This is a genomic window from Spirosoma flavum (genome assembly GCF_042686045.1).
Taxonomy (GTDB): Bacteria; Bacteroidota; Bacteroidia; order Cytophagales; family Spirosomataceae; genus Spirosoma; species Spirosoma flavum.
In genome coordinates this window covers 106,686-124,297 of the sequence record NZ_JBHUOM010000023.1, presented here as the reverse complement: position 1 = coordinate 124,297, position 17,612 = coordinate 106,686, and the positions used below count along the sequence as shown (strand labels likewise).

Sequence of the window (17,612 nt, the reverse complement as noted above, 5' to 3'; positions counted from 1 at the left end):
AAGATTAAAACCGGAGTAAACCCGTACCAACGTGCAGGACTTTCTTAATCAAATCGAATCAACATTGGTCAATTTCCCGCCCCTGCTCAAAAGCATCATCATTGCCGGGCTCGGGGCGCTGTCGGCCTCTATCGTCCTGTCGCTATTCAGCGAAAAGCCAGTCACCACGCGCCGGATGCTGGGTCAGCTCTTTGTCGGCTGGATGACGGGCATATTTGGCGGCTCCTTAGTGAGTAACGCGTTTGCCTCCCAGAGCATGAGTAATTACGTGTCGGGATTGGGGGGCTTTTTGGCAGCCCGCAAGTATTTGAATGGCAAGGAAACCGAAAATAAAGATGAATCTAAACCGCCGGAAACCGGCCAAAACGTATGAAAACATTTGTGGTCGAACTCTGGTACTGGGTGCGGGTAGTGGGCATGTGGTGCCTGACCGCTTCTCTGGTTTGGCGCTGGCTGCGTACACGTCAGATCAGCAAAGGGCACTCGATTCTGGGTGAAATAGCTGTTTTCTCGGCCATTGCCCTTTGGTTGGTACTGGCCTGGGCGCAGGAATATGCGTATCTGTTTAATCCGATCTTTACGTTCTCACTGGCCCTTTGGTTTGGGTATGATAACTGGCTGTTTCCGGACATTCAGCAATTTCAGGCTGCGCTTACCAAAAACATGCCCACGGCCGGGCTTTTCTGGCGCGACTCTCTACTGGCCCGGTACCTGACGGGTCAGTCGCCCCCTACCCGGCAGGAGTGGATGAGCTGGCGCAATGCGGCCATTGCGGGGGCAATACTTTTACCCATCGCCCTGCTGTTTGGCTTCACCCGCGTTGTGCATTACATCGCCGAAGCTGACCGGGCGAAAACCGAGGCAATCCGACAATCGCAGACCTACACCCAGCAGGTCGTTAAATCCGGGATCAAGGCCGTTACCAACCAGGTTGTGGGGGCTGTTCAGGCGGCTACCGATACGCTAAGCGGGATGGCGCAGGAGGCCAAAACCAGCGCCAAAGTAGCCGCTGAAGTGGCACAAACAGCCGCTCAGGAGGGAAAAGAGGGACGAAGGCAACTGGAAAAAAAACTGGACCGCAATTTCAGAAGTGGCGCGGGCGATAAGCCGAAAATCGACTCCCGGCCCCGCTTCTACATCGCCCCCGCCCCCAAAGGTTTACCCCAGTCGCAGTTCCACATGCCCGACGTGAAGGCGGTTCCTGTCGATGCCAAACCTCGTCGTCGGGGCAAAGGCGTAGGGTTTGATTTTGATCTGGAGGAAATGGATACGACTCACTTAGCCAGGGCGAAATGGTAAAAAAAAATAAGCCCGGATTATCCAGGCTTATTTCCGACTGTATCCAAGTGATCGTATCAACAGTATGCTCTAATGCATTTTAGATCAACGATTTATTAAATAGTCACTATTCTCTAAAAAATCATGGACTTACTTACCAAAGTTATCAGCATTGCAACAACGCAGATCGGTGTGACTGAAGATCCACCCGGCTCTAATCGGGGCTATAGTGTGGAGCAGTATTTAAAATCGGTGGGGCTCGGTTCCGGCTATTCGTGGTGTGCTTCGTTTTTGTACTGGTGTTTCCAGAAAGCAGCTACTGATTTGGAAATTAAAAATCCAGCAATTAAAACGGGTGGTGTGATCGATCACTGGAGGAGAGCACCGGCCAAGGCCAAAATAACGGCGGCTCAGGCTCGAAAATCGCCTGACCTGGTTAAGCCAGGTTGCATCGGAATTTTACTCCTCGATGCGCATACGGGCGCGGGTCATACATTCATCGTCGAAAAAATTAGCGGCCTTCGATTGACGACAATTGAGGGCAACAGCAACAACGGCGGCTCACGCGAAGGAATCGGCGTATTTCGATTGGATCGACGAAAACTAACGGATTCAATTTTAGTCGGCTTTCTGGATTACAGTAGAGTTTAATTAGGTTGTATAGAGGAAAAACCGGCTGTTTTACGGCCGGTTTTTTTATCAAAATGGTAGATAGTCGGGTTTCGTTGCTGTAATGAGAACCCTAATTTCCTACTGGCCCATCCACTACGTCTGGGTCGTACGTTGGGTCATTACTGAAATACGTTGTTGAAAAAAACTTAACGGTATCGAATGCCAACTCCTTCAACTTGGCATCTGTCATACCATACAGATCGGTATCGGTATAGGTGTAGCCAATTTGCAGATGCAATTTAGGGTGTATAGTGGGTTGGGCGTGCTGTATACTACGGCGAACCTGAATCGTAAAAAAAGTAAAATTAACCTCAAATAAAAGGAAAGGGTCATGAAAATCTGTAACGCTAACACCCTTAATCTTAAAGCCATTGCAATCCTGTCCGTGTCTTTTGAACTCATTAAAAGTTTTCTCCAATTCGTGAGCATCCGAAGATATGCTCGTGTTTGGTTCAGCCATGTTTATAGATTTGAGGGTGAATAAAATAATTAAGAATGAAAAGGCTCGACTTTATTAAAAATAACAAAGCCTATAAAGTTACAGCTGACCTGCCATCTACTCTTTCTTAGTACTCATTACGGCACATTAATTCTCAAATGGATTGAAGCAAAATGCCCGGTTCGTGATGAAACCGGACATTTTTGTCAACAAGTAACAAAAAAGCCTGACCGTAGAACAGTCAGGCTTTTGGCATTATCACAACAACAGTGACAAGCACTGTTTACTTATAGACCTGATCTTTGACCAGTCTGATATCATTAAGTTCAGGTAAGACCATCGTACTATCGGCGGGTATAATTTCCCGGCTTATCCAGTTGCTAATAACCTGCGTACTGACGTTGTACTTCTTGGCGTAGTCTTTAATCGTCATCCACTGGGTCATGTCTACGACGTAGCCATGCTGAGTTAAAATCTTTACCGATTCGTCATGTTCGCGCTGGGCGTTCGCTAACTCCTTGTCGAAATCAATCGTTTCCTGTACCATAAATATATCTAGTTATATAGATTGTGGGGGCTGGTTAGGCCCCCTTTGTTTATTCGTCGTCTGGTTTTTGTTTCTTAAGCCATTCTACTTGTGATTTGTGGCTTAAGTAGAGGTTCGTCCAGAAGATGTGTTGATTTCTCTTTTCGAGATCGTCAAAGTGCTCTCGGAGCATCTTTTGGGCTCTGTCTCGTTGAAGGATTGAATTTTCAAGGAGACTTTCAATTTGTTTTCGTGTCATGTTGTTGTGATTAATTACTCTGTAAAGATAGGTTTTGTTACGCTACGAAACAAGTATTTAAGCAAGTATTTTTCATGATTTTTGCACAAAAAAAACCGGCTGTTAGACCGGCGTTTTTTTATTTTATTAAACCAATCTCTTTAAGGTAATTCTGAAATTGATAACCAGTCATATCTACGATCTTCATACTTAACAAATCATTTCGCTTTTTTTCCTTTGTGACTTTTCGATACTTGCTGATCAATGTTGTTAATATAAATGGTCGTTGTGATGCCAACTTGCGAGCATAATCCATATTAAGACTAATAGCATCAATGATACCCTTATAATTAGGCGAATCACTTTGATCACTTCCAGACCCTTCCGTTTGGTGACCATAATTCAGCAATCTGGTAATCAAAGGGAATAGATGATCGGTTTCTTCAGATGTAAAACTTTGCGAGATTAATTGTTGTGTGTAAGCGCCATTTTGAAGTTCACCTAAATACTTTGTTATATCACTTAATTCATTTTCACTTAATTCATATGACTCTTCCATACTTATAATTGGTTTGACATGCTAAAGAGTAAGTAGGTCATATAAAAACTCTACTGGTTTGCAACGTTTGACACGTTTTTTGCAATTTCTATCCCGTTTTCTGCAATTCTGGTGCAACTTTTCTCAGTAATCGACCGATGACGTTGGCGATGCGCCCGCTTTCAAATTCGACGAGCATGGATCCGTTTCGCCCACGAATGCACTTGCCATTGAGTTGCAGTACTGCTGTGCAGCGTTGACCTTTTAGCGTGGGATCAGTCATGCGATCACCTATGTATCTGTATCGTTTCATGGTCTAAGTGCTGTATATCGCCAGCCTTGAAAGCCGGTCATTTCTACGCCATTATTTACCGGATGCCAATGCGCCAATACGATTACATAAGGGGATGGCCTGTCTTCCAGTAGATAGCCTAAGTCAACCCACTTTTGCGATTCGGCCTTTTCGATTACATGAAAATAACCGCGAACAACCCCGTCGTAAATCATGTAACAAACACTGTCCGTCAGCGCGTCTTTAGGCGGATGGGAGGTCCGAATAAACCACAGCCACTCCTTCCCCTGATTTGTGCCGGACCGATCTACCTCATCCCAGTCGGTTTCGCCATCACAGCGAAGTAAGATCCGCTCAGCGAGTTCCCACGTTTTGAAGCGTCCTTTGGGAATAGTTGTGATTAGGTTCTTCATTTATCAGTCGTTATAATGTAGTCTGTACAACATGTTACTTTCTACCTCCTCCTCCGTAGGCGTAAACCGGTCAAACTTGTCATTAATGGCACATAGCTCATCATAATGTTGATCAGCATTAAATCCATGCCCGAAAATCAACTTTCTGATTTTGGCCCGAATGTGTTAGTTTTTATCATTTCCGATGTAAAAAGTACAAGCCCACGGCGTACCATTTGGAGAGCAATACCAATGCCACCGGTGAACGGGTTTATCATCATGCCGCCACTTCTGCCACCTAGCTAAAACGGGAAGCGTAAAACAGACATAGCCCCATCGTTTGGTACGCAGTTGAGCGGTCCAATTCATAGCGTTTGCGCCGTAAATGGTGAGTGGGCCAATGGTAACAAAGTGCCCCATGAAATTTGTCCACCAGCTGAGAGATGGATATTTTTTGTGTATGCCCCAGATTCTCATGATTTCTTTACGCTCTTTCGAGCCATTTTTTTAGTTGTCGATTTCGCGGCTGGTATAGCGGGGACGGCTTTGGGTGCCAGTTCTTTTTCCAGATCGTTGATCTGCTTAGCCAGTACCTCCGCAGCCGCCAAATGCCGCTTACGGTCTGCTTTCTTTTCGGCTAATACCGTGTTGAGAATTCCCATCGTGTTTTAGGTTATAGTTGATAAATTTGTCTTATGGATGAATTGATACGCTATTTCGAGAGTGCCGTGATACCGGCCTATCCGATCAAGATCAACGGCTATATGGAGATTGGGGCCCACTTTATAGAATCTCAGATTGAAGCAGGCAAAGCGGGTAACAAATCGGCACAAATGCGACTGGGACAGTTTCGGGATTATTTAGAAGCAGAAAAAAACAAGCCAGCATCAACTCCCATTTTGTAAGACGCCTTGAATCTCATTGATGCTGGCAGGCCGGACGCTGGAGGCCCGCGCAGAGGGTGATAAGCGGTCATGCCTCGACCGGTTCACCGTTTTTCTTTAGGAAGGTAATTTTCTTACCCTTCGCTTTTTTGGTCAGGGTACCTTCAGCACTCTTAGTCCATTTCGAAAAATCGGATTCTTCATTGGCTGGAGCGTCAGTGTCTTGGTTTGAATCACCGGGTTTCTTAACGGTTCCGTCCCGGTTGAACAGGGTCGTTTGATTGGAATCGTTTGACTCCTGACCCACTTCGGCAAGGCGAAGCATCCGTTCTTTAAAGTCATTTTTCCAATCCTCTGATTTAGGATGCCAGACACCAAGAATCTTGGTTCGATCAGAGCCGATAATGGTCGTATCGGTAATCCAATTTTTCATGTAATCCGTAGCCCGGCGTTCCGCGTCGGTCACGTCCGCAGCGGCTACCAGATGCGCCTTAACGGTTATTTTGTCAGCACCCGCGTCATTGGTGGTCTTTTCTTCAAAAGTGACTTTGTAGAAACTACCCTGAATAAACGTATCATAGACAGCATCAAAGGAGATTTTTGTTATTGTGTATTCATAGTCCGACACCCGGCCCTGAAGAAATTCAGCTAATTGTTGTTCGACCTCTGCGTAAGTAATGGCATCATGTAGAAACTGTTCGCTATAGGTTTTCCATTTACCCAGCGCATCTTGAACACCATACTTAATTTTGGAATGAAACCACATAGTTGTAAGGGGTTAACGTGTAAGAATTAAGGTTTTAAGTAGTCAATAACTGCCTCCTGAAACTCCTCGAAGGTGATCGGCACCGAGACGGTATAGCCGACGCCTCGCAGGTAGGCATGAATGATAGCCTGGGCATCCGAGACGCTTCCATTGATCGTTTTCGTTTCGATATACAGACCGGGTTTGCCGTGATGAGGAAAGGCTAGATGCAGATCAGGCACGCCCGATACCAATCCCTCTGCTTTCATTTTAGCGGCCAGGATAATGGATCGTTTGGCCGCATTGGGAATGGCATACATGAGCAGCTGGGGATAGGCTAGTCCAAACCATTCGATTCCCAGCGATTGTAAGTCATGCTCATCCTGATCGACGTGTTCGGCTCTGAACTGTGCCGCTGATAGGATAGTAGGCTGAGATTTTTTGGGCGATTTGACCCGCGTCTGAATTTTGGCCGGGGCACCGGGCCCAGTCTTTTGTTTGATGAACCGTAGGTATTCATCGCGTGACATTTCGTTATTACTCACGACGGTCGGGTGTTTTGGGGTCGAACTTGATGAGATTGAACATTTCGCGCATTCGGCTCCGGATTCGTTTGCCGTACAGATCCTCTATTTGTTGAGAGGTCAGGTTCGTCGTCAGGTGCGTAAGTCCTGAATCTTCTGAGCCGATTTCGTAGCGACGTTCCAGAATATCGAGCAACAGGTTTCGCTTTTTGTTGAAGAGCACGGCGGGTACGGTTTCGTTGCCCAGATCATCAAAGGCCCGTCCCCCCTGGCCATGCCGGAAGCGACCACCGTAGACATCCGACTTTACCGTGAAGCGGTCGTAAATCGCTTTGCCCTGTTGACTGGTTTCGGCTCCTTCATAGGTATCGACCGCCACCTTGCAGGGAGTAATGGTGAAGCTCTGACGGGGATTATCGCAGAACAGAAAAAGAAGGGCCGTTTTGCCGATGCCCGTCGGCCCGACCATCATAATCCCTTTGTCGAGCGAAAATCGGCCCTCCTTGAACTGATCGTAATGCTGACCCGCCTTTTCAAAATCAGGGTGACCCGTGAAGTACATGCAAAGCAGATCAAACACGGCCTGGCTGTGTTCATCCAGCACGTAGCCTTTTTTGCCCAGATAGCGGGGGTTCAGATTCTGCGGATCCTTTCGCTTGGATTCGGTCAGTATCCAGCTGCCTAAATCGCTGGGGGACCAGGCCGATCCGGGATTCAGCACCCGTTGCCAGTAAGCGTCGTTTTTCTGCCGGTTTGCTTTAGCCTGACGACCGGCCCGCAACACGTCGTCTATCTCCTCAGGTGTCAACTCAACCTCCTCAACCTGCTTAGAGGTCGCCGTAGTCGTCGATGCTTTGAGGTTCGGCTGCGCGCTGACGAGTGAGGAAATCGGTTTGGGTTCGGTTGCCATGTTTTTTTGAGGTTCCATTGCGTTCACGTTCTAAATCTTTGAGGTAGTTGGTATGCCAGTTGGCAAGGCGGGTTTGCAGTGGCCAGCCTCGATCGAGCCGCCACTTTTCTTTTCCATCCGGTGGCTGAGGCTCGGTCCAGTATTTGAGAAAGCCGGCGTACATGGCCAGCGGATACAGGCCGGGATTATCGCCAAAATGAAACAGGCACTGCTGCTGTAATTCGCCATCCCCATAGCTGGGGAATTCGGGGGCGGGGGTAGGGGGTGGGGGCGAACCCTTAGGATTTTCTTCGTCTACCGAATCAGTATTTTTTTCGGACGCGGTACCGACCGGTAAAACACTTTCATCTTTATTCTCTTCTTTACTTTCATCTTTATTCTCATTCCTTATATATGACTCTTTAAAATCTTTAAAGAGGGTCTTTAATATTTTTAAATAGCCTCTTTCAAAATCTTGGGTAGGCTCTTTAAAATATTTAAATAGGCTCTTTAATATTTTTAAAGAGAAGGGGTTAAGGTGAGAGACCCCCTCTTTAATATTTTTAAAGAGGGTCTGTAACATTTTTAAAGAGGGGTACATACGGCGTTTATTACCTTCGTCCTTACCGGGATCAATCTCAATCCAGCCCTTGTCTTTAAGCGCTTTTAGCTTAAGGCTGACACATGTTTCGGTCATCTGAATTTGACTGGCTATGTATTCATTCTGCGCGGTGCACTCACCCGATCGGGAAAGCATGACTACCTGCGCAGCCAGTACTCTCTCGGTCAGATTGAGTTTGTCTATAGCCAAGATTTCGGCCGGGAGCCAGATGCCGGTGAATTCACTCATAATGGGAGGTTAGCAGAATAGGGCGTGAATTCGGGGCCATAGGATGCTGACCACTAAGGCCAGCATGAGGCCGCCAGATATTAAAATCAGGCCAAGCGTTAGTAGCACGCCGGTCTCAGCGTTGGGGTCAGTTTTAGGATTGTGCATGGGGTTATACCTCTTTAGAAATTCTTGCTTTTTCGCGTAAATACCAGTCTTTAATTTCCTGACGAATCAGACGCTGTCGTATAAGTTCAGCCTTGATCTCCGCTGCTTTTGCTGTCCTGCTCATCGAGTTTTTTGAAAAAATCCTTGGCGTAGATCTTGAGTTTAGTCCTAAATTGGAGTTGAGCCTCCAGTTCCGATTCGGTGATCAGGCATTCTAGTTTGCCGTCGTAAATGCCCGAAATCTGACAATTGACCGGCATGATAAAATCCTGTGATTCGCGGATGGGGAGGCTGAAATTGATCATCCCCATGTCGTATTCCACGTCGGTCACCGTGGCGTTAGGGCCGAACAAATCCCCCAGGTGAATCTCGTAAACCTGATTGATGAGGCTCATCGGCTGATGTTGTTAAACCCGTGCGCATGAAGCCAGCAAAACACTTTGAGCGTCGCGAAAAAGGCGATAATTATAATCGAGACCGCGAGAGCATCTTTTTTGCCGGTTTTGTGCCAGTAGGCGGTAAACCGTTTCAAAAAAGCGGATGAGCCTACTAGCTCCCGAACGAGCATACTGAAGACCGGCAGGTTGATAATCGTACCCAGCACGATACAGGTGATGAAGACTGTTTTCATGAGAATAAGCGAAAACGGCCCGGTGACTAGCCGGGCCTGTTGAGGAGTTAGGCAAAAACGTTATTGTCGATCTCGCGGACGGCTTTGGCCACAGACTCCGCGATTTGGTCAAGGCTCATTTCAGGGTGTACGTGAACGTAAATAATATCCCGTACTGAACTCGTATCAGCGAAGCGACCGGATTCGTCGCGGTCGGTGCGGCCATTGTGAACCGATGTGCGGACCGCATACTCAAAAGCACGACGGGCATCATGCTTGAAATTGTCGTCATTGAACTCAATGCTGGTGCAGTAGGGTCCGGCCTGTTTGTTAATCAGGTAATCCAGTTCGCTGTGATCACAATCGCGATCAATGTCAGCCAGGGTAAGGGTTTGGGGAATGAATAGAGAAGTCATTAGCTTTGATCTTGAAATATGGTTACCGACAGGCCCCAGCACTTTGCCGGGGTTTTGTTTTTTGACATAGGATTACCGACCCACTTAGATGGTCGCGTGCGTAGCGGCCAGAATCCGCTTATTGGCCGCTCCCGGACTGACCCGGGTTGATTCAATGAAGGCCCGTACCTGAGCCACTTCGTAGAGTGGTTTCTTGTTCTGGTAGCGGGGAATTAGTTTCTGTTGCTTAGTGAGCCGGTGGAGTGTTGCCCGGCTGCAATTCAAGGCTTTGGTGGCCTGCTCGATGGTGAGCCAGGTTAGCTGATTGCCCATCAGGTAGCGCACCTGTTGCCGCAACTCCGAAAGCTGCTTTTGCAGGGCTTCAAACTCTTCGTAGGTTGGTACGTTCATAGCTTAGGCTTGAAAGTAGGCGTTAACGCGTTTTTCAAGAAAAGCCAGCTCCGTATCCGCGACACGTGTGGCGCCCGACAATCGAGCTCGAAATGACACGGGAGCGATGTCATATTGATTGCAGAAGACTTTCTGCTCTTTCTGCTGCTGCTTGTAATTCAACCGTTCATAAGCCGCCCGAAACGCTTGTGTATTTTTTACAAGCCGTTCGCTTACTGATTCTTGCGTTATGGTTGCGTTTGTCATAGATTTGCTTGCAATCGTTCGTGATTGATAAGCAAATATAGTTCAAATGAACTACTCACACCAAATCTTTTGAACTATATTTTTTCTATGCTAGAAGAAATCTTAATTGACGTGGATACTAAGGCGGCTAGACTGGTTCAAATAAGGGAGTTCTTGAAACTCAATCCTAAGCAGTTTGCGGAGAAATTGGGCGAAAATCCGTCTAATTACTACCAAATGGAGGCAGGAAAGCGAAAGATTGGAAAGCATAAATCAAATGAACTAGTTCAGTTGCTCCACTTGAATCAAGAATGGTTTGAAACAGGTGAGGGAGAAATGTTCACCGAAGAGTCAGCGTATCAGCCTAAGCCCGGCAAGATGATCCCCGCCGAAAAAGCCAGATTATTCCTGTCTGAACTTCCCGAAAAGGACGCTGAATTATATATCCCTTATTACGACGTCGAAATAACCGCGGGCCGAATTGAGCTATACTTCGATGATATCGACGAGATTCCCGAAGGCTACGTGTATGCTCCCCATTACCAAGGCTGCGTGATGTGCAATGTGAAGGGAAATTCGATGTACGATTTAATCTATCCGGGTGCCCGCCTATACGTGTATCATTTGCCCGATCGGAAATACATTGACTACGGACAGATCTACCTGGTCGTAACGGCCGGGCTGCGCGTACTCAAATACATTCGCAAACACCCAACTGACGATAGCAAGGTAGTTCTGGCTTCTCACAACCCCAGCCACGATACATGGGATGTTGAAAAAGTGGACATCCTCAATTTGTTTTTAGTAAAGGGCTTCGAGAACCAGACGTCAATGTGACCGAAAACATATACTAATACATAATATTACCCTACTTAAACCTATTTCGACACTAAATACATCCTTAGCATGCATGTTTATTTTTTGATAAATGCTTTAGTCATTTACGTTTTAAGTAGTTCAACCATTTTGGCTACGTGTGTAGTGGTAACACGAACAGATACACAAATTATAGTTGGGGCTGACAGCCGCAGGCAAGTATTTTCAGCCGAGGGGACATTTAAAGAATATACGAATATAGGTTGTAAAATAAGGCAATGTGGTAAGTTTTTTTACACACTAGTGGGTGTCAATGATGTACTTCAAATCCATCACGCAAATCTGCTGGCTGGCGAAAATCTACAAATAGATAATTTAATAAATACTTATGCAGAGCGTATGAGCTACGACTATAATATTTATATAAATGGTTTGCGTAATCAAAACATCGAACTATTTAATAATAACTTTTATCCATATAACATTTTTACCGAAATGGCTTTCGTGGGTATAGAAAATGATGTACCCCAAGTCCGTATTATAGAATTTTGCAATACAAATCTACCAGATGCTGCTGTGAATGTGAGGTTCAGAATTAAAACGAATCCACCATTAGTTGTACTTGGGTATAAGTCTTCATTCAATAAATTGACTTCTGAAGCTAAATATGAAATGATTGTAAAGTCAAAAACAAATTCGATTGGGGTTATTAAGGAGCTAATTGAAAATCAGGAAAAACTCTCACCCAAAGAGGTAGGTACTCCTATCGACATTCTGCAAATAGATTCCAAGGGCCCGGTCTGGGTGGCTCGCAAACCTGAGTGTATGGACTAAGACCATAGGGAAGTTGACATAAAAACTCAGGGAGCAATAGTAAGAAGTATAAAATTGTTTGACCTCTATTAATGACCATTGCAAGTAAAAGAGTTTCATTGCCAAGCACGTAGCAATCCGACCTATAACCCGGTTGATACGATTCCGATTGGGGATTTGCGTCAGGTATATAATATCGAATTCAAGGTCGAAAAACCTCAGAATTAAAATCTTAGTCAAACCCAAACCTTTAAAATTCTTAACCAGGCATGAATTTAGAACAGACTTACAGGTATTTAAATGAATATAGAAATTATATTAAACCAGATTATGAGGTTTTTGCCAATAAAGAACAGCCGTATTATTTTAGATTTAAATACATGTCGCTCTTAGGCTCGGCAATAGGAAGAGTTCAAAAATATGCTCCCTTCTTAATAGACCCAAGCGTTAAAGAGGAATTAACTAAAGCTCTAAGTCAAACTATTAATTCTGAATTAATAACAGATAAATCCAATGGTGAAAATTTTATAAAAGCGTTTACGTCTTTACATACAACTGTTGATAATTTCCTAAATTTTATAGAACCTGATGTTATTGAACAGTCGGATGAATTTGGCTTGACAGTGCAACTTTATAATGTCCATAATTTAGAAGATTTCGAAAAAACCTTAAATCAATTAAAGTTTGCCATTGGCGTTCCTGCCTATGATCTTGGTGGTCAAGTCGAGCTTAAAGAAGTTAAATCGGGGTCAATTCTGCTGAAATTACTATTCGATGCGGTAGTTGGCGGACAAATTCTTAAGGTAATTGGCAGTTTAATACAGTCTGCGATAGACTTAAAAACCGAATATCATAAAAGTGAAATGGCTGCAGAACAGTTGCGTACAATAATTGCGAAAAATGATATGCTTGAATTAATAAAGCAACAACTTAAAGATAATTACGAACTGGATAAACTAGAAAGGGCGAAGAGGATTATAAATGACAATAATTTACCAACAGACAAGCCCGATTTATCAAATACTTATAAAAGTGTAATCGAGACTTTTGGGGCTCTACTTGAAAAAGGAGTTGATTTTTACCCTGCACTAAATGCCCCAAAAGAAGTTAAAGAAGCTTTCCCTGATGCGAAAGCAATTAAAGCGCTTAAAGAGGCGCAGAAGCTATTAGAAGCAGCCCAAAAAAATGACCAAAAAATTGAAGATAATACTAATGGGGCTAATGATGAAGATGAGGCTTCGGGTGAAGCTCCCGGTTTAAGTGAAGATTAGTTTCTATTCGCATGTTGCAACGGGAATACAAGTTGCAAATGCTCAGTTATTATATCAAGGTTTTTTTGAAGTCGATTTAATTCAACTTGCATCGCTTTTGATTGTTCTTCACTTTTTTGGTATGCCTTTTTAAGTCGATAGTCAAACCAAAAAGACAATGCCCATAATGCTAGTAGCACACTAACAGCAATAATCTCCGGAGTTGTCATAGTTGTATGGTTTAGATATAGAACGGGTTAAAGTTAAAACTAATTCAATAGTAATACTTGATGACCTACAAGGACCTGCTCACTCAGAAAGCCCTACTTGAATCGCTGATTATCATCAACATAACCGAAGTTGACTATATCCGAGCATCAGACGTAAATGTAGACAGTATTTGTACAAAGAGAGCAACTCACCACGTGTGGTGAGTGGTGAGAACCACTAGGTTATATAGATGGACCACACTTAACTTCTCAAATCTTCAAATGGATTTATCTAAGCTAATAGCAAAGAACCTAATTGCACAAGCAGAAACACAATCACAGCTGCAAGTCATTTTACATCTTTTAAAAAAGAATCTTTCTGAGAATGAGATCGAGAGAGTCGATCTGATGCAAAGGCAGATTTTTCTGGATACCCTAATCCAATATCATGAAGATGGTTTGTTAACGCTTGAGCCGGCAGCGTTGGAGGTTTCTCAAACCGAGTTGGCTTCAATTGAAAATAGATTAGAAGGCCTAAATTCAGAACGCACAGAATCAGAATAATATAAAGCATAGTCGTAGAAGTTTGTCCCTAAAGTTCAGACAAAAAGCCAATATTACCAATTCTCATGGGACGCTTAACCCTCGCCGTCAGACTCAAAGCCGAGCTTAACCGGGACGCCGAGCAGGTGATCCGCATCCGCATCACCAAAGACCGCACGACTAGTTTTTGGGCCTTGAGCATGGCCCTGTCAGAAAAACATTTTAACGAAAAAGGCACCAAGGATCTTTCAAACTGGGTCCGTAAATCCTACGCCGATTACAAGCTTTATAATCAGCGCATCCGGGATGCGTATGTGAAGGCAGAACAGGCCGCTGAATACTTTGAAAAACGCGACCGGGAGTATACGGCCACCGATGTTCGTAATTACCTTGAACTGGGCGGCTTTCCCGATAAACTCTTACCCTTTTTTCTTTCTCACCTCACCGCTCGTCGCCAGGCGGCCGGCGACGATCTGGGTAAGCTTGAAACGGCTAATGTGTACGAATCCACGCTTAAGGTCCTGCGCACCTATACCCGAGAGGTATTCCATGAAGCGCCAGGGGTGAGCAACGAAGAACTCGACGCCAAACACTGGATGCTGGGCAAATTGAGCAAAAAAGACATTCTCAATCTAAAAGCCTGGCTCGAAACCAAGTATGCCACCAATTCGGTTAATACCTACTTAACCAAGCTCAGGCACGTGTTGTACCAGGCGGCTGAGGCTGGACTGGTCTCCTACGAGAAATTCCCCATGCGGGGCGTAAATGGTGGCAGTACGAGAAAAAAAGTAGACCGGCTCCGGGAAGAGGAAATGAATCAGCTGGCGTTTGATCCGGCGGACAAAAAACACAGTGGGGGGCGAAAAGCCATTACCGGGACTGAGCACGCCCGACCGCTCGCCTTGGCTATGTATTTGTGTCACGGTGCCCGGCTTGGTGATGCCGTTCTGTGGCGAATTGAAAACTACAGTATCGAAGGTGAGCAGCACCGACTTCGGTACACAACCAGCAAATCAAAAAAGAGCATGAGCGTGTTGCTCGATGAGCAGGCAGTTGACTTGTTTAAGCCCTATCTGTATCAGCAGAATGGCAAACGTAAACCCGGCAACGCGTTTTTGTTTCCTTACGTACCGGATGACTTCGATGATCTGCCAACACCTGATCAATACATTCATCTGCGTAGAGCGAAGCTCAGAGCCCGTCAGCAGATCATTCGTCTGGGTGAGCGGATTGGCCTGACCAAACGCATAACGCCCCACGTGATGCGTCACAGTTTCGCCGATATGATGCGCCGGTCTGGCGTCTTGCTGGAAACCCGGCAGGAAGCCCTTGGTCACTCGGATATTAAAACAACCCGGGATTACGAAGAGCAGTTTGATCAGGAAGCGGTGGATGCCGTTAGTTCACTGTATAGTCAGAAACGAAAGAAAACGGGCGGGTAAAGCGGGATAACAATAGGACAACAAAGGTGACACAGTAGGGCACAAAACACGTTGCAAACGAAATAAATAGGACGCTAGTGGCGTGTGAATGAGACACGTTATGTTGTCGATTGTTGTATTTGATTTGTTGCTACTGAGAAATTTGCTATCTTTGCGGCTCATTTCGCAAATAGTTATCTGGCGATTTATATAAGGTCATGAGCGAGTTAATCAAATTAGTGGAGGCAGACAACGCGCAACGTCGCGCCGAGTTGCCCACGTTCCGGGCGGGCGATACGGTGAACGTACACGTTAAAATCCGCGAAGGAAATAAGGAACGTATTCAGGTGTTTACGGGCACGGTTATTCAACGCCGAAACCCAAGCAGTGGTGGCGAGACGTTTACTGTCCGCAAAGTATCAAATGGTGTTGGTGTTGAACGTATCTTCCCACTTCTATCGCCTAACGTCGACAAGATCGATGTTGTTCGTTTGGGTAAAGTTCGCCGGGCACGTTTGTTCTACCTACGTGGTCGTCAGGGTAAAGCTGCTCGTGTTAAAGAGCGGAAGCCTAAAGTAGTCGTTGCAGCAGCTTAATTGCTTCAGACGCACGTTAACTTTATACATAAAAGCTGCCCAATTAAGGCGGCTTTTTTTGTTAAGTCGTAACTCATCAGTTTGCCGAAATCACTGACGATACCGATTATTGCTTATCGACTAATGACGTACGATTTTTTTAAATATCAGGGTACCGGCAACGACTTCGTGTTGATCGATGACCGAAATGGTGCTTTCCCAGCCTCAGATCAGGCACTTATCGAGCGGCTATGCCACCGGCGGTTTGGCGTTGGGGCTGATGGATTGATTCTGCTTCAGAACTATCCGGGTCCCGGAGAGGAAGCGTCTGAAGAGTCTGATTATGATTTTCGGATGGTGTATTTCAACGCCGATGGGGCGGAAGGCAGTATGTGTGGCAACGGCGGGCGGTGTATTGTCCGGTTTGCACATGATCTTGGCCTTTTTGAGACCGAGACTCGCTTTCTAGCTGTCGATGGTGAACACGTGGCGGTGGTATCTGAAGAAAATATTTCCCTCAAAATGGGCGCTGTTTCAGTTATTGAAGACCGCGATGGGCTGACATTCCTGAATACAGGTTCACCCCACGTTGTCCGATTTGTCGATGATCTGGAATCGCTCGACGTGGTGGCCGAGGGGCGGTCTATTCGGTATAATTCTTTATTTCAGCCAGGCGGCACCAATGTTAATTTTGCTCAGGTGCTTGACGATAATACGGTGTTTGTGAGAACTTACGAGCGGGGCGTTGAGGATGAAACGTATTCGTGTGGTACAGGCGTAACGGCGGTTGCGTTGGTGGCTCATCAACAATTAACTATGGCTGACCCTGTTTCTATTAAAACCATCGGTGGTAATCTACGCGTATCGTTTACTAGTCAGGCCGGAGGTGGATTCGATACTATTTACCTGATTGGTCCGGCCAAACGCGTCTTTGCAGGCACCATTTCTCTGTAAATAACCCCTACCCCTACGTTAATTAAGGTCTGCTTTACCAACGATATGATTATTTATAAAAATAAAGGATTGCTGCCATCCATTTGGCATTTTCATACGGGTCCCACGGCAAAAGCGTTAATGAGCCGACTGGCGGTAATAGCTGTTTATGTGACCATCGTTACGGTTGCCGAGATGCATTATACTGATTTACGCCTGAAGGATACGCCTAGTTCTTTCTTGGGAGCTATGGGTATTTTGTTAAGCTTATTGCTCATTTTTCGGACTAATACCGCTTATGACCGGTTCTATGAGGGACGGCAGGCGTGGGGTACATTGGTGAACAATTGCCGTAATCTGGCCATCTTTTTCAATGCCGTTTTACCCGAGGGTGATACGGGTAGCCGACATTTCTTTGCCAAGGCCATTTCTAACTTTCCGTTCGCGCTGAAAAATCACCTGCGCGATATGAATAAAGTTGATGAACTGGATATGGTTGAAGAGGGCGAACGGCGTGACCTGCGTAATTTCGATCACAAGCCTGCTGGAGTCGCCAATCAGCTCTGGGTAAAAACCGAGGTTCTCTATCGTGGGGGCTACATTTCCGAATCGCAACATATCAACTTGAATCAGCATTTAACTACACTGATGGATGTTTGTGGTGTTTGTGAACGTATTAAAAGTACGCCAATTCCGTTCTCGTACACACTCTTTATCAAGTTGTTCATCATGCTTTACGTGGTCCTTCTGCCGTTTACGGTTGTGACCGCTTTCGGGTATCTGACTATCCCGGCCGTTGTGTTAACGTCCTATATTTTGGTTGGGTTGGAAATGATTGGCGAAGAAATTGAAGAACCGTTCGGGTTTGAACGTAACGATTTACCCCTGAATCAACTAAGCCAGTTAATTCGGGTGAACGTCCACGATATTTTGCAGATCGATTTGCCTCACGTCGAAAAGCAGGCGGCTAAGCCAGGCTTCACCATTGTAACCTAAG

The 17,612-nt window shown here is 45.5% G+C and carries 29 protein-coding genes; 12 read left to right on the top strand and 17 right to left on the bottom strand.

What is annotated here, in order from left to right:
- Positions 1–31: 31 nt before the first annotated feature.
- The 3 genes from ACFS25_RS21125 to ACFS25_RS21115 all read left to right on the top strand — a co-directional run bounded on the left by ACFS25_RS21125 (position 32) and on the right by ACFS25_RS21115 (position 1,929).
- A complete protein-coding gene (locus tag ACFS25_RS21125) occupies positions 32–373 on the top strand; it encodes a hypothetical protein (protein ID WP_381504972.1) in 342 nt (113 codons plus the stop codon).
- Positions 370–1,299, top strand: a complete 930-nt coding sequence (locus tag ACFS25_RS21120) for a hypothetical protein (protein ID WP_381504971.1) — start codon at positions 370–372, stop codon at positions 1,297–1,299. Before ACFS25_RS21125 ends, ACFS25_RS21120 begins: the two co-directional genes overlap by 4 nt.
- 123 nt (positions 1,300–1,422) lie before the next feature.
- Entirely contained in the window at positions 1,423–1,929 is a 507-nt protein-coding gene (locus ACFS25_RS21115; protein ID WP_381504969.1) for a CHAP domain-containing protein, read from the top strand.
- Between the two features lie 91 nt (positions 1,930–2,020).
- On the opposite strand, the gene ACFS25_RS21110 is transcribed toward ACFS25_RS21115, so the two are convergent.
- The 6 genes from ACFS25_RS21110 to ACFS25_RS21085 form a co-directional block, all read right to left on the bottom strand.
- Complete coding sequence (locus ACFS25_RS21110; protein WP_381504968.1) at positions 2,021–2,410, bottom strand: hypothetical protein; 390 nt, start codon at positions 2,408–2,410, stop codon at positions 2,021–2,023.
- Between the two features lie 262 nt (positions 2,411–2,672).
- Complete coding sequence (locus ACFS25_RS21105) at positions 2,673–2,936, bottom strand: hypothetical protein (protein ID WP_381504966.1); 264 nt, start codon at positions 2,934–2,936, stop codon at positions 2,673–2,675.
- A gap of 356 nt (positions 2,937–3,292) precedes the next feature.
- The gene (locus ACFS25_RS21100; RefSeq protein ID WP_381504965.1) at positions 3,293–3,712 is read right to left on the bottom strand and encodes a hypothetical protein; all 420 of its coding nucleotides are present in this window, start codon (positions 3,710–3,712) and stop codon (positions 3,293–3,295) included.
- Between the two features lie 88 nt (positions 3,713–3,800).
- Positions 3,801–4,004: a hypothetical protein gene (locus ACFS25_RS21095; protein ID WP_381504963.1), complete on the bottom strand. Its 204-nt coding sequence runs from the start codon at positions 4,002–4,004 to the stop codon at positions 3,801–3,803.
- A complete protein-coding gene (locus tag ACFS25_RS21090; protein ID WP_381504960.1) occupies positions 4,001–4,396 on the bottom strand; it encodes a hypothetical protein in 396 nt (131 codons plus the stop codon). Before ACFS25_RS21090 ends, ACFS25_RS21095 begins: the two co-directional genes overlap by 4 nt.
- A gap of 452 nt (positions 4,397–4,848) precedes the next feature.
- Complete coding sequence (locus ACFS25_RS21085) at positions 4,849–5,037, bottom strand: hypothetical protein (RefSeq protein WP_381504958.1); 189 nt, start codon at positions 5,035–5,037, stop codon at positions 4,849–4,851.
- A 33-nt stretch (positions 5,038–5,070) separates the two neighbouring features.
- On the opposite strand from ACFS25_RS21085, the gene ACFS25_RS21080 reads away from it, so the two are divergent.
- On the top strand, positions 5,071–5,280 hold the full coding sequence (locus ACFS25_RS21080) for a hypothetical protein (RefSeq protein WP_381504956.1): 210 nt from the start codon (positions 5,071–5,073) through the stop codon (positions 5,278–5,280).
- A gap of 67 nt (positions 5,281–5,347) precedes the next feature.
- On the opposite strand, the gene ACFS25_RS21075 is transcribed toward ACFS25_RS21080, so the two are convergent.
- From ACFS25_RS21075 to ACFS25_RS21030, 10 genes are all read right to left on the bottom strand, one after another.
- Positions 5,348–6,025 (bottom strand): DUF4494 family protein, encoded by a 678-nt coding sequence (locus ACFS25_RS21075; protein ID WP_381504954.1) that lies wholly within the window; start codon positions 6,023–6,025, stop codon positions 5,348–5,350.
- A 26-nt stretch (positions 6,026–6,051) separates the two neighbouring features.
- Positions 6,052–6,549, bottom strand: a complete 498-nt coding sequence (locus ACFS25_RS21070; protein WP_381504952.1) for a VRR-NUC domain-containing protein — start codon at positions 6,547–6,549, stop codon at positions 6,052–6,054.
- On the bottom strand, positions 6,542–7,456 hold the full coding sequence (locus tag ACFS25_RS21065; RefSeq protein ID WP_381504951.1) for a hypothetical protein: 915 nt from the start codon (positions 7,454–7,456) through the stop codon (positions 6,542–6,544). Before ACFS25_RS21065 ends, ACFS25_RS21070 begins: the two co-directional genes overlap by 8 nt.
- A complete protein-coding gene (locus tag ACFS25_RS21060; protein WP_381504950.1) occupies positions 7,356–8,267 on the bottom strand; it encodes a hypothetical protein in 912 nt (303 codons plus the stop codon). The genes ACFS25_RS21065 and ACFS25_RS21060 overlap by 101 nt, the downstream gene beginning before the upstream one ends.
- 9 nt (positions 8,268–8,276) lie before the next feature.
- Complete coding sequence (locus ACFS25_RS21055; RefSeq protein WP_381504948.1) at positions 8,277–8,414, bottom strand: hypothetical protein; 138 nt, start codon at positions 8,412–8,414, stop codon at positions 8,277–8,279.
- Between the two features lie 86 nt (positions 8,415–8,500).
- A complete protein-coding gene (locus ACFS25_RS21050) occupies positions 8,501–8,809 on the bottom strand; it encodes a hypothetical protein (protein ID WP_381504946.1) in 309 nt (102 codons plus the stop codon).
- A complete protein-coding gene (locus tag ACFS25_RS21045; protein WP_381504944.1) occupies positions 8,806–9,045 on the bottom strand; it encodes a hypothetical protein in 240 nt (79 codons plus the stop codon). Before ACFS25_RS21045 ends, ACFS25_RS21050 begins: the two co-directional genes overlap by 4 nt.
- Positions 9,046–9,092: 47 nt before the next feature.
- Positions 9,093–9,440 (bottom strand): hypothetical protein, encoded by a 348-nt coding sequence (locus ACFS25_RS21040; protein ID WP_381504942.1) that lies wholly within the window; start codon positions 9,438–9,440, stop codon positions 9,093–9,095.
- An 84-nt stretch (positions 9,441–9,524) separates the two neighbouring features.
- Positions 9,525–9,830 carry a helix-turn-helix domain-containing protein gene (locus ACFS25_RS21035; protein WP_381504940.1) on the bottom strand — a complete coding sequence of 102 codons (306 nt, stop codon included), beginning with the start codon at positions 9,828–9,830 and terminating at the stop codon, positions 9,525–9,527.
- A gap of 3 nt (positions 9,831–9,833) precedes the next feature.
- Positions 9,834–10,076 (bottom strand): hypothetical protein, encoded by a 243-nt coding sequence (locus ACFS25_RS21030; protein WP_381504939.1) that lies wholly within the window; start codon positions 10,074–10,076, stop codon positions 9,834–9,836.
- Between the two features lie 87 nt (positions 10,077–10,163).
- On the opposite strand from ACFS25_RS21030, the gene ACFS25_RS21025 reads away from it, so the two are divergent.
- From ACFS25_RS21025 to ACFS25_RS21015, 3 genes are all read left to right on the top strand, one after another.
- A complete protein-coding gene (locus ACFS25_RS21025; RefSeq protein WP_381504936.1) occupies positions 10,164–10,892 on the top strand; it encodes a S24 family peptidase in 729 nt (242 codons plus the stop codon).
- A 69-nt stretch (positions 10,893–10,961) separates the two neighbouring features.
- The gene (locus ACFS25_RS21020) at positions 10,962–11,705 is read left to right on the top strand and encodes a hypothetical protein (RefSeq protein ID WP_381504934.1); all 744 of its coding nucleotides are present in this window, start codon (positions 10,962–10,964) and stop codon (positions 11,703–11,705) included.
- Positions 11,706–11,953: 248 nt separating this feature from the next.
- A complete protein-coding gene (locus ACFS25_RS21015) occupies positions 11,954–12,955 on the top strand; it encodes a hypothetical protein (protein ID WP_381504932.1) in 1,002 nt (333 codons plus the stop codon).
- Here the strand turns inward: ACFS25_RS21015 and ACFS25_RS21010 are convergent.
- On the bottom strand, positions 12,952–13,164 hold the full coding sequence (locus tag ACFS25_RS21010) for a hypothetical protein (protein ID WP_381504930.1): 213 nt from the start codon (positions 13,162–13,164) through the stop codon (positions 12,952–12,954). The genes ACFS25_RS21015 and ACFS25_RS21010 overlap by 4 nt on opposite strands.
- Positions 13,165–13,425: 261 nt before the next feature.
- Here ACFS25_RS21010 and ACFS25_RS21005 point away from each other — a divergent pair, with 261 nt between their 5' ends.
- From ACFS25_RS21005 to ACFS25_RS20985, 5 genes are all read left to right on the top strand, one after another.
- The gene (locus ACFS25_RS21005) at positions 13,426–13,707 is read left to right on the top strand and encodes a hypothetical protein (RefSeq protein ID WP_381504928.1); all 282 of its coding nucleotides are present in this window, start codon (positions 13,426–13,428) and stop codon (positions 13,705–13,707) included.
- A 65-nt stretch (positions 13,708–13,772) separates the two neighbouring features.
- Positions 13,773–15,128, top strand: coding sequence for a tyrosine-type recombinase/integrase (locus ACFS25_RS21000; protein WP_381504926.1), 1,356 nt, complete (start codon positions 13,773–13,775; stop codon positions 15,126–15,128).
- 197 nt (positions 15,129–15,325) lie between these two features.
- Entirely contained in the window at positions 15,326–15,703 is a 378-nt protein-coding gene (gene rplS, locus ACFS25_RS20995; protein ID WP_381504923.1) for a 50S ribosomal protein L19, read from the top strand.
- Between the two features lie 123 nt (positions 15,704–15,826).
- Positions 15,827–16,636: a diaminopimelate epimerase gene (gene dapF, locus ACFS25_RS20990; RefSeq protein ID WP_381504922.1), complete on the top strand. Its 810-nt coding sequence runs from the start codon at positions 15,827–15,829 to the stop codon at positions 16,634–16,636.
- Between the two features lie 45 nt (positions 16,637–16,681).
- Positions 16,682–17,611, top strand: a complete 930-nt coding sequence (locus ACFS25_RS20985; RefSeq protein ID WP_381504919.1) for a bestrophin family protein — start codon at positions 16,682–16,684, stop codon at positions 17,609–17,611.
- Position 17,612: the final 1 nt, after the last annotated feature.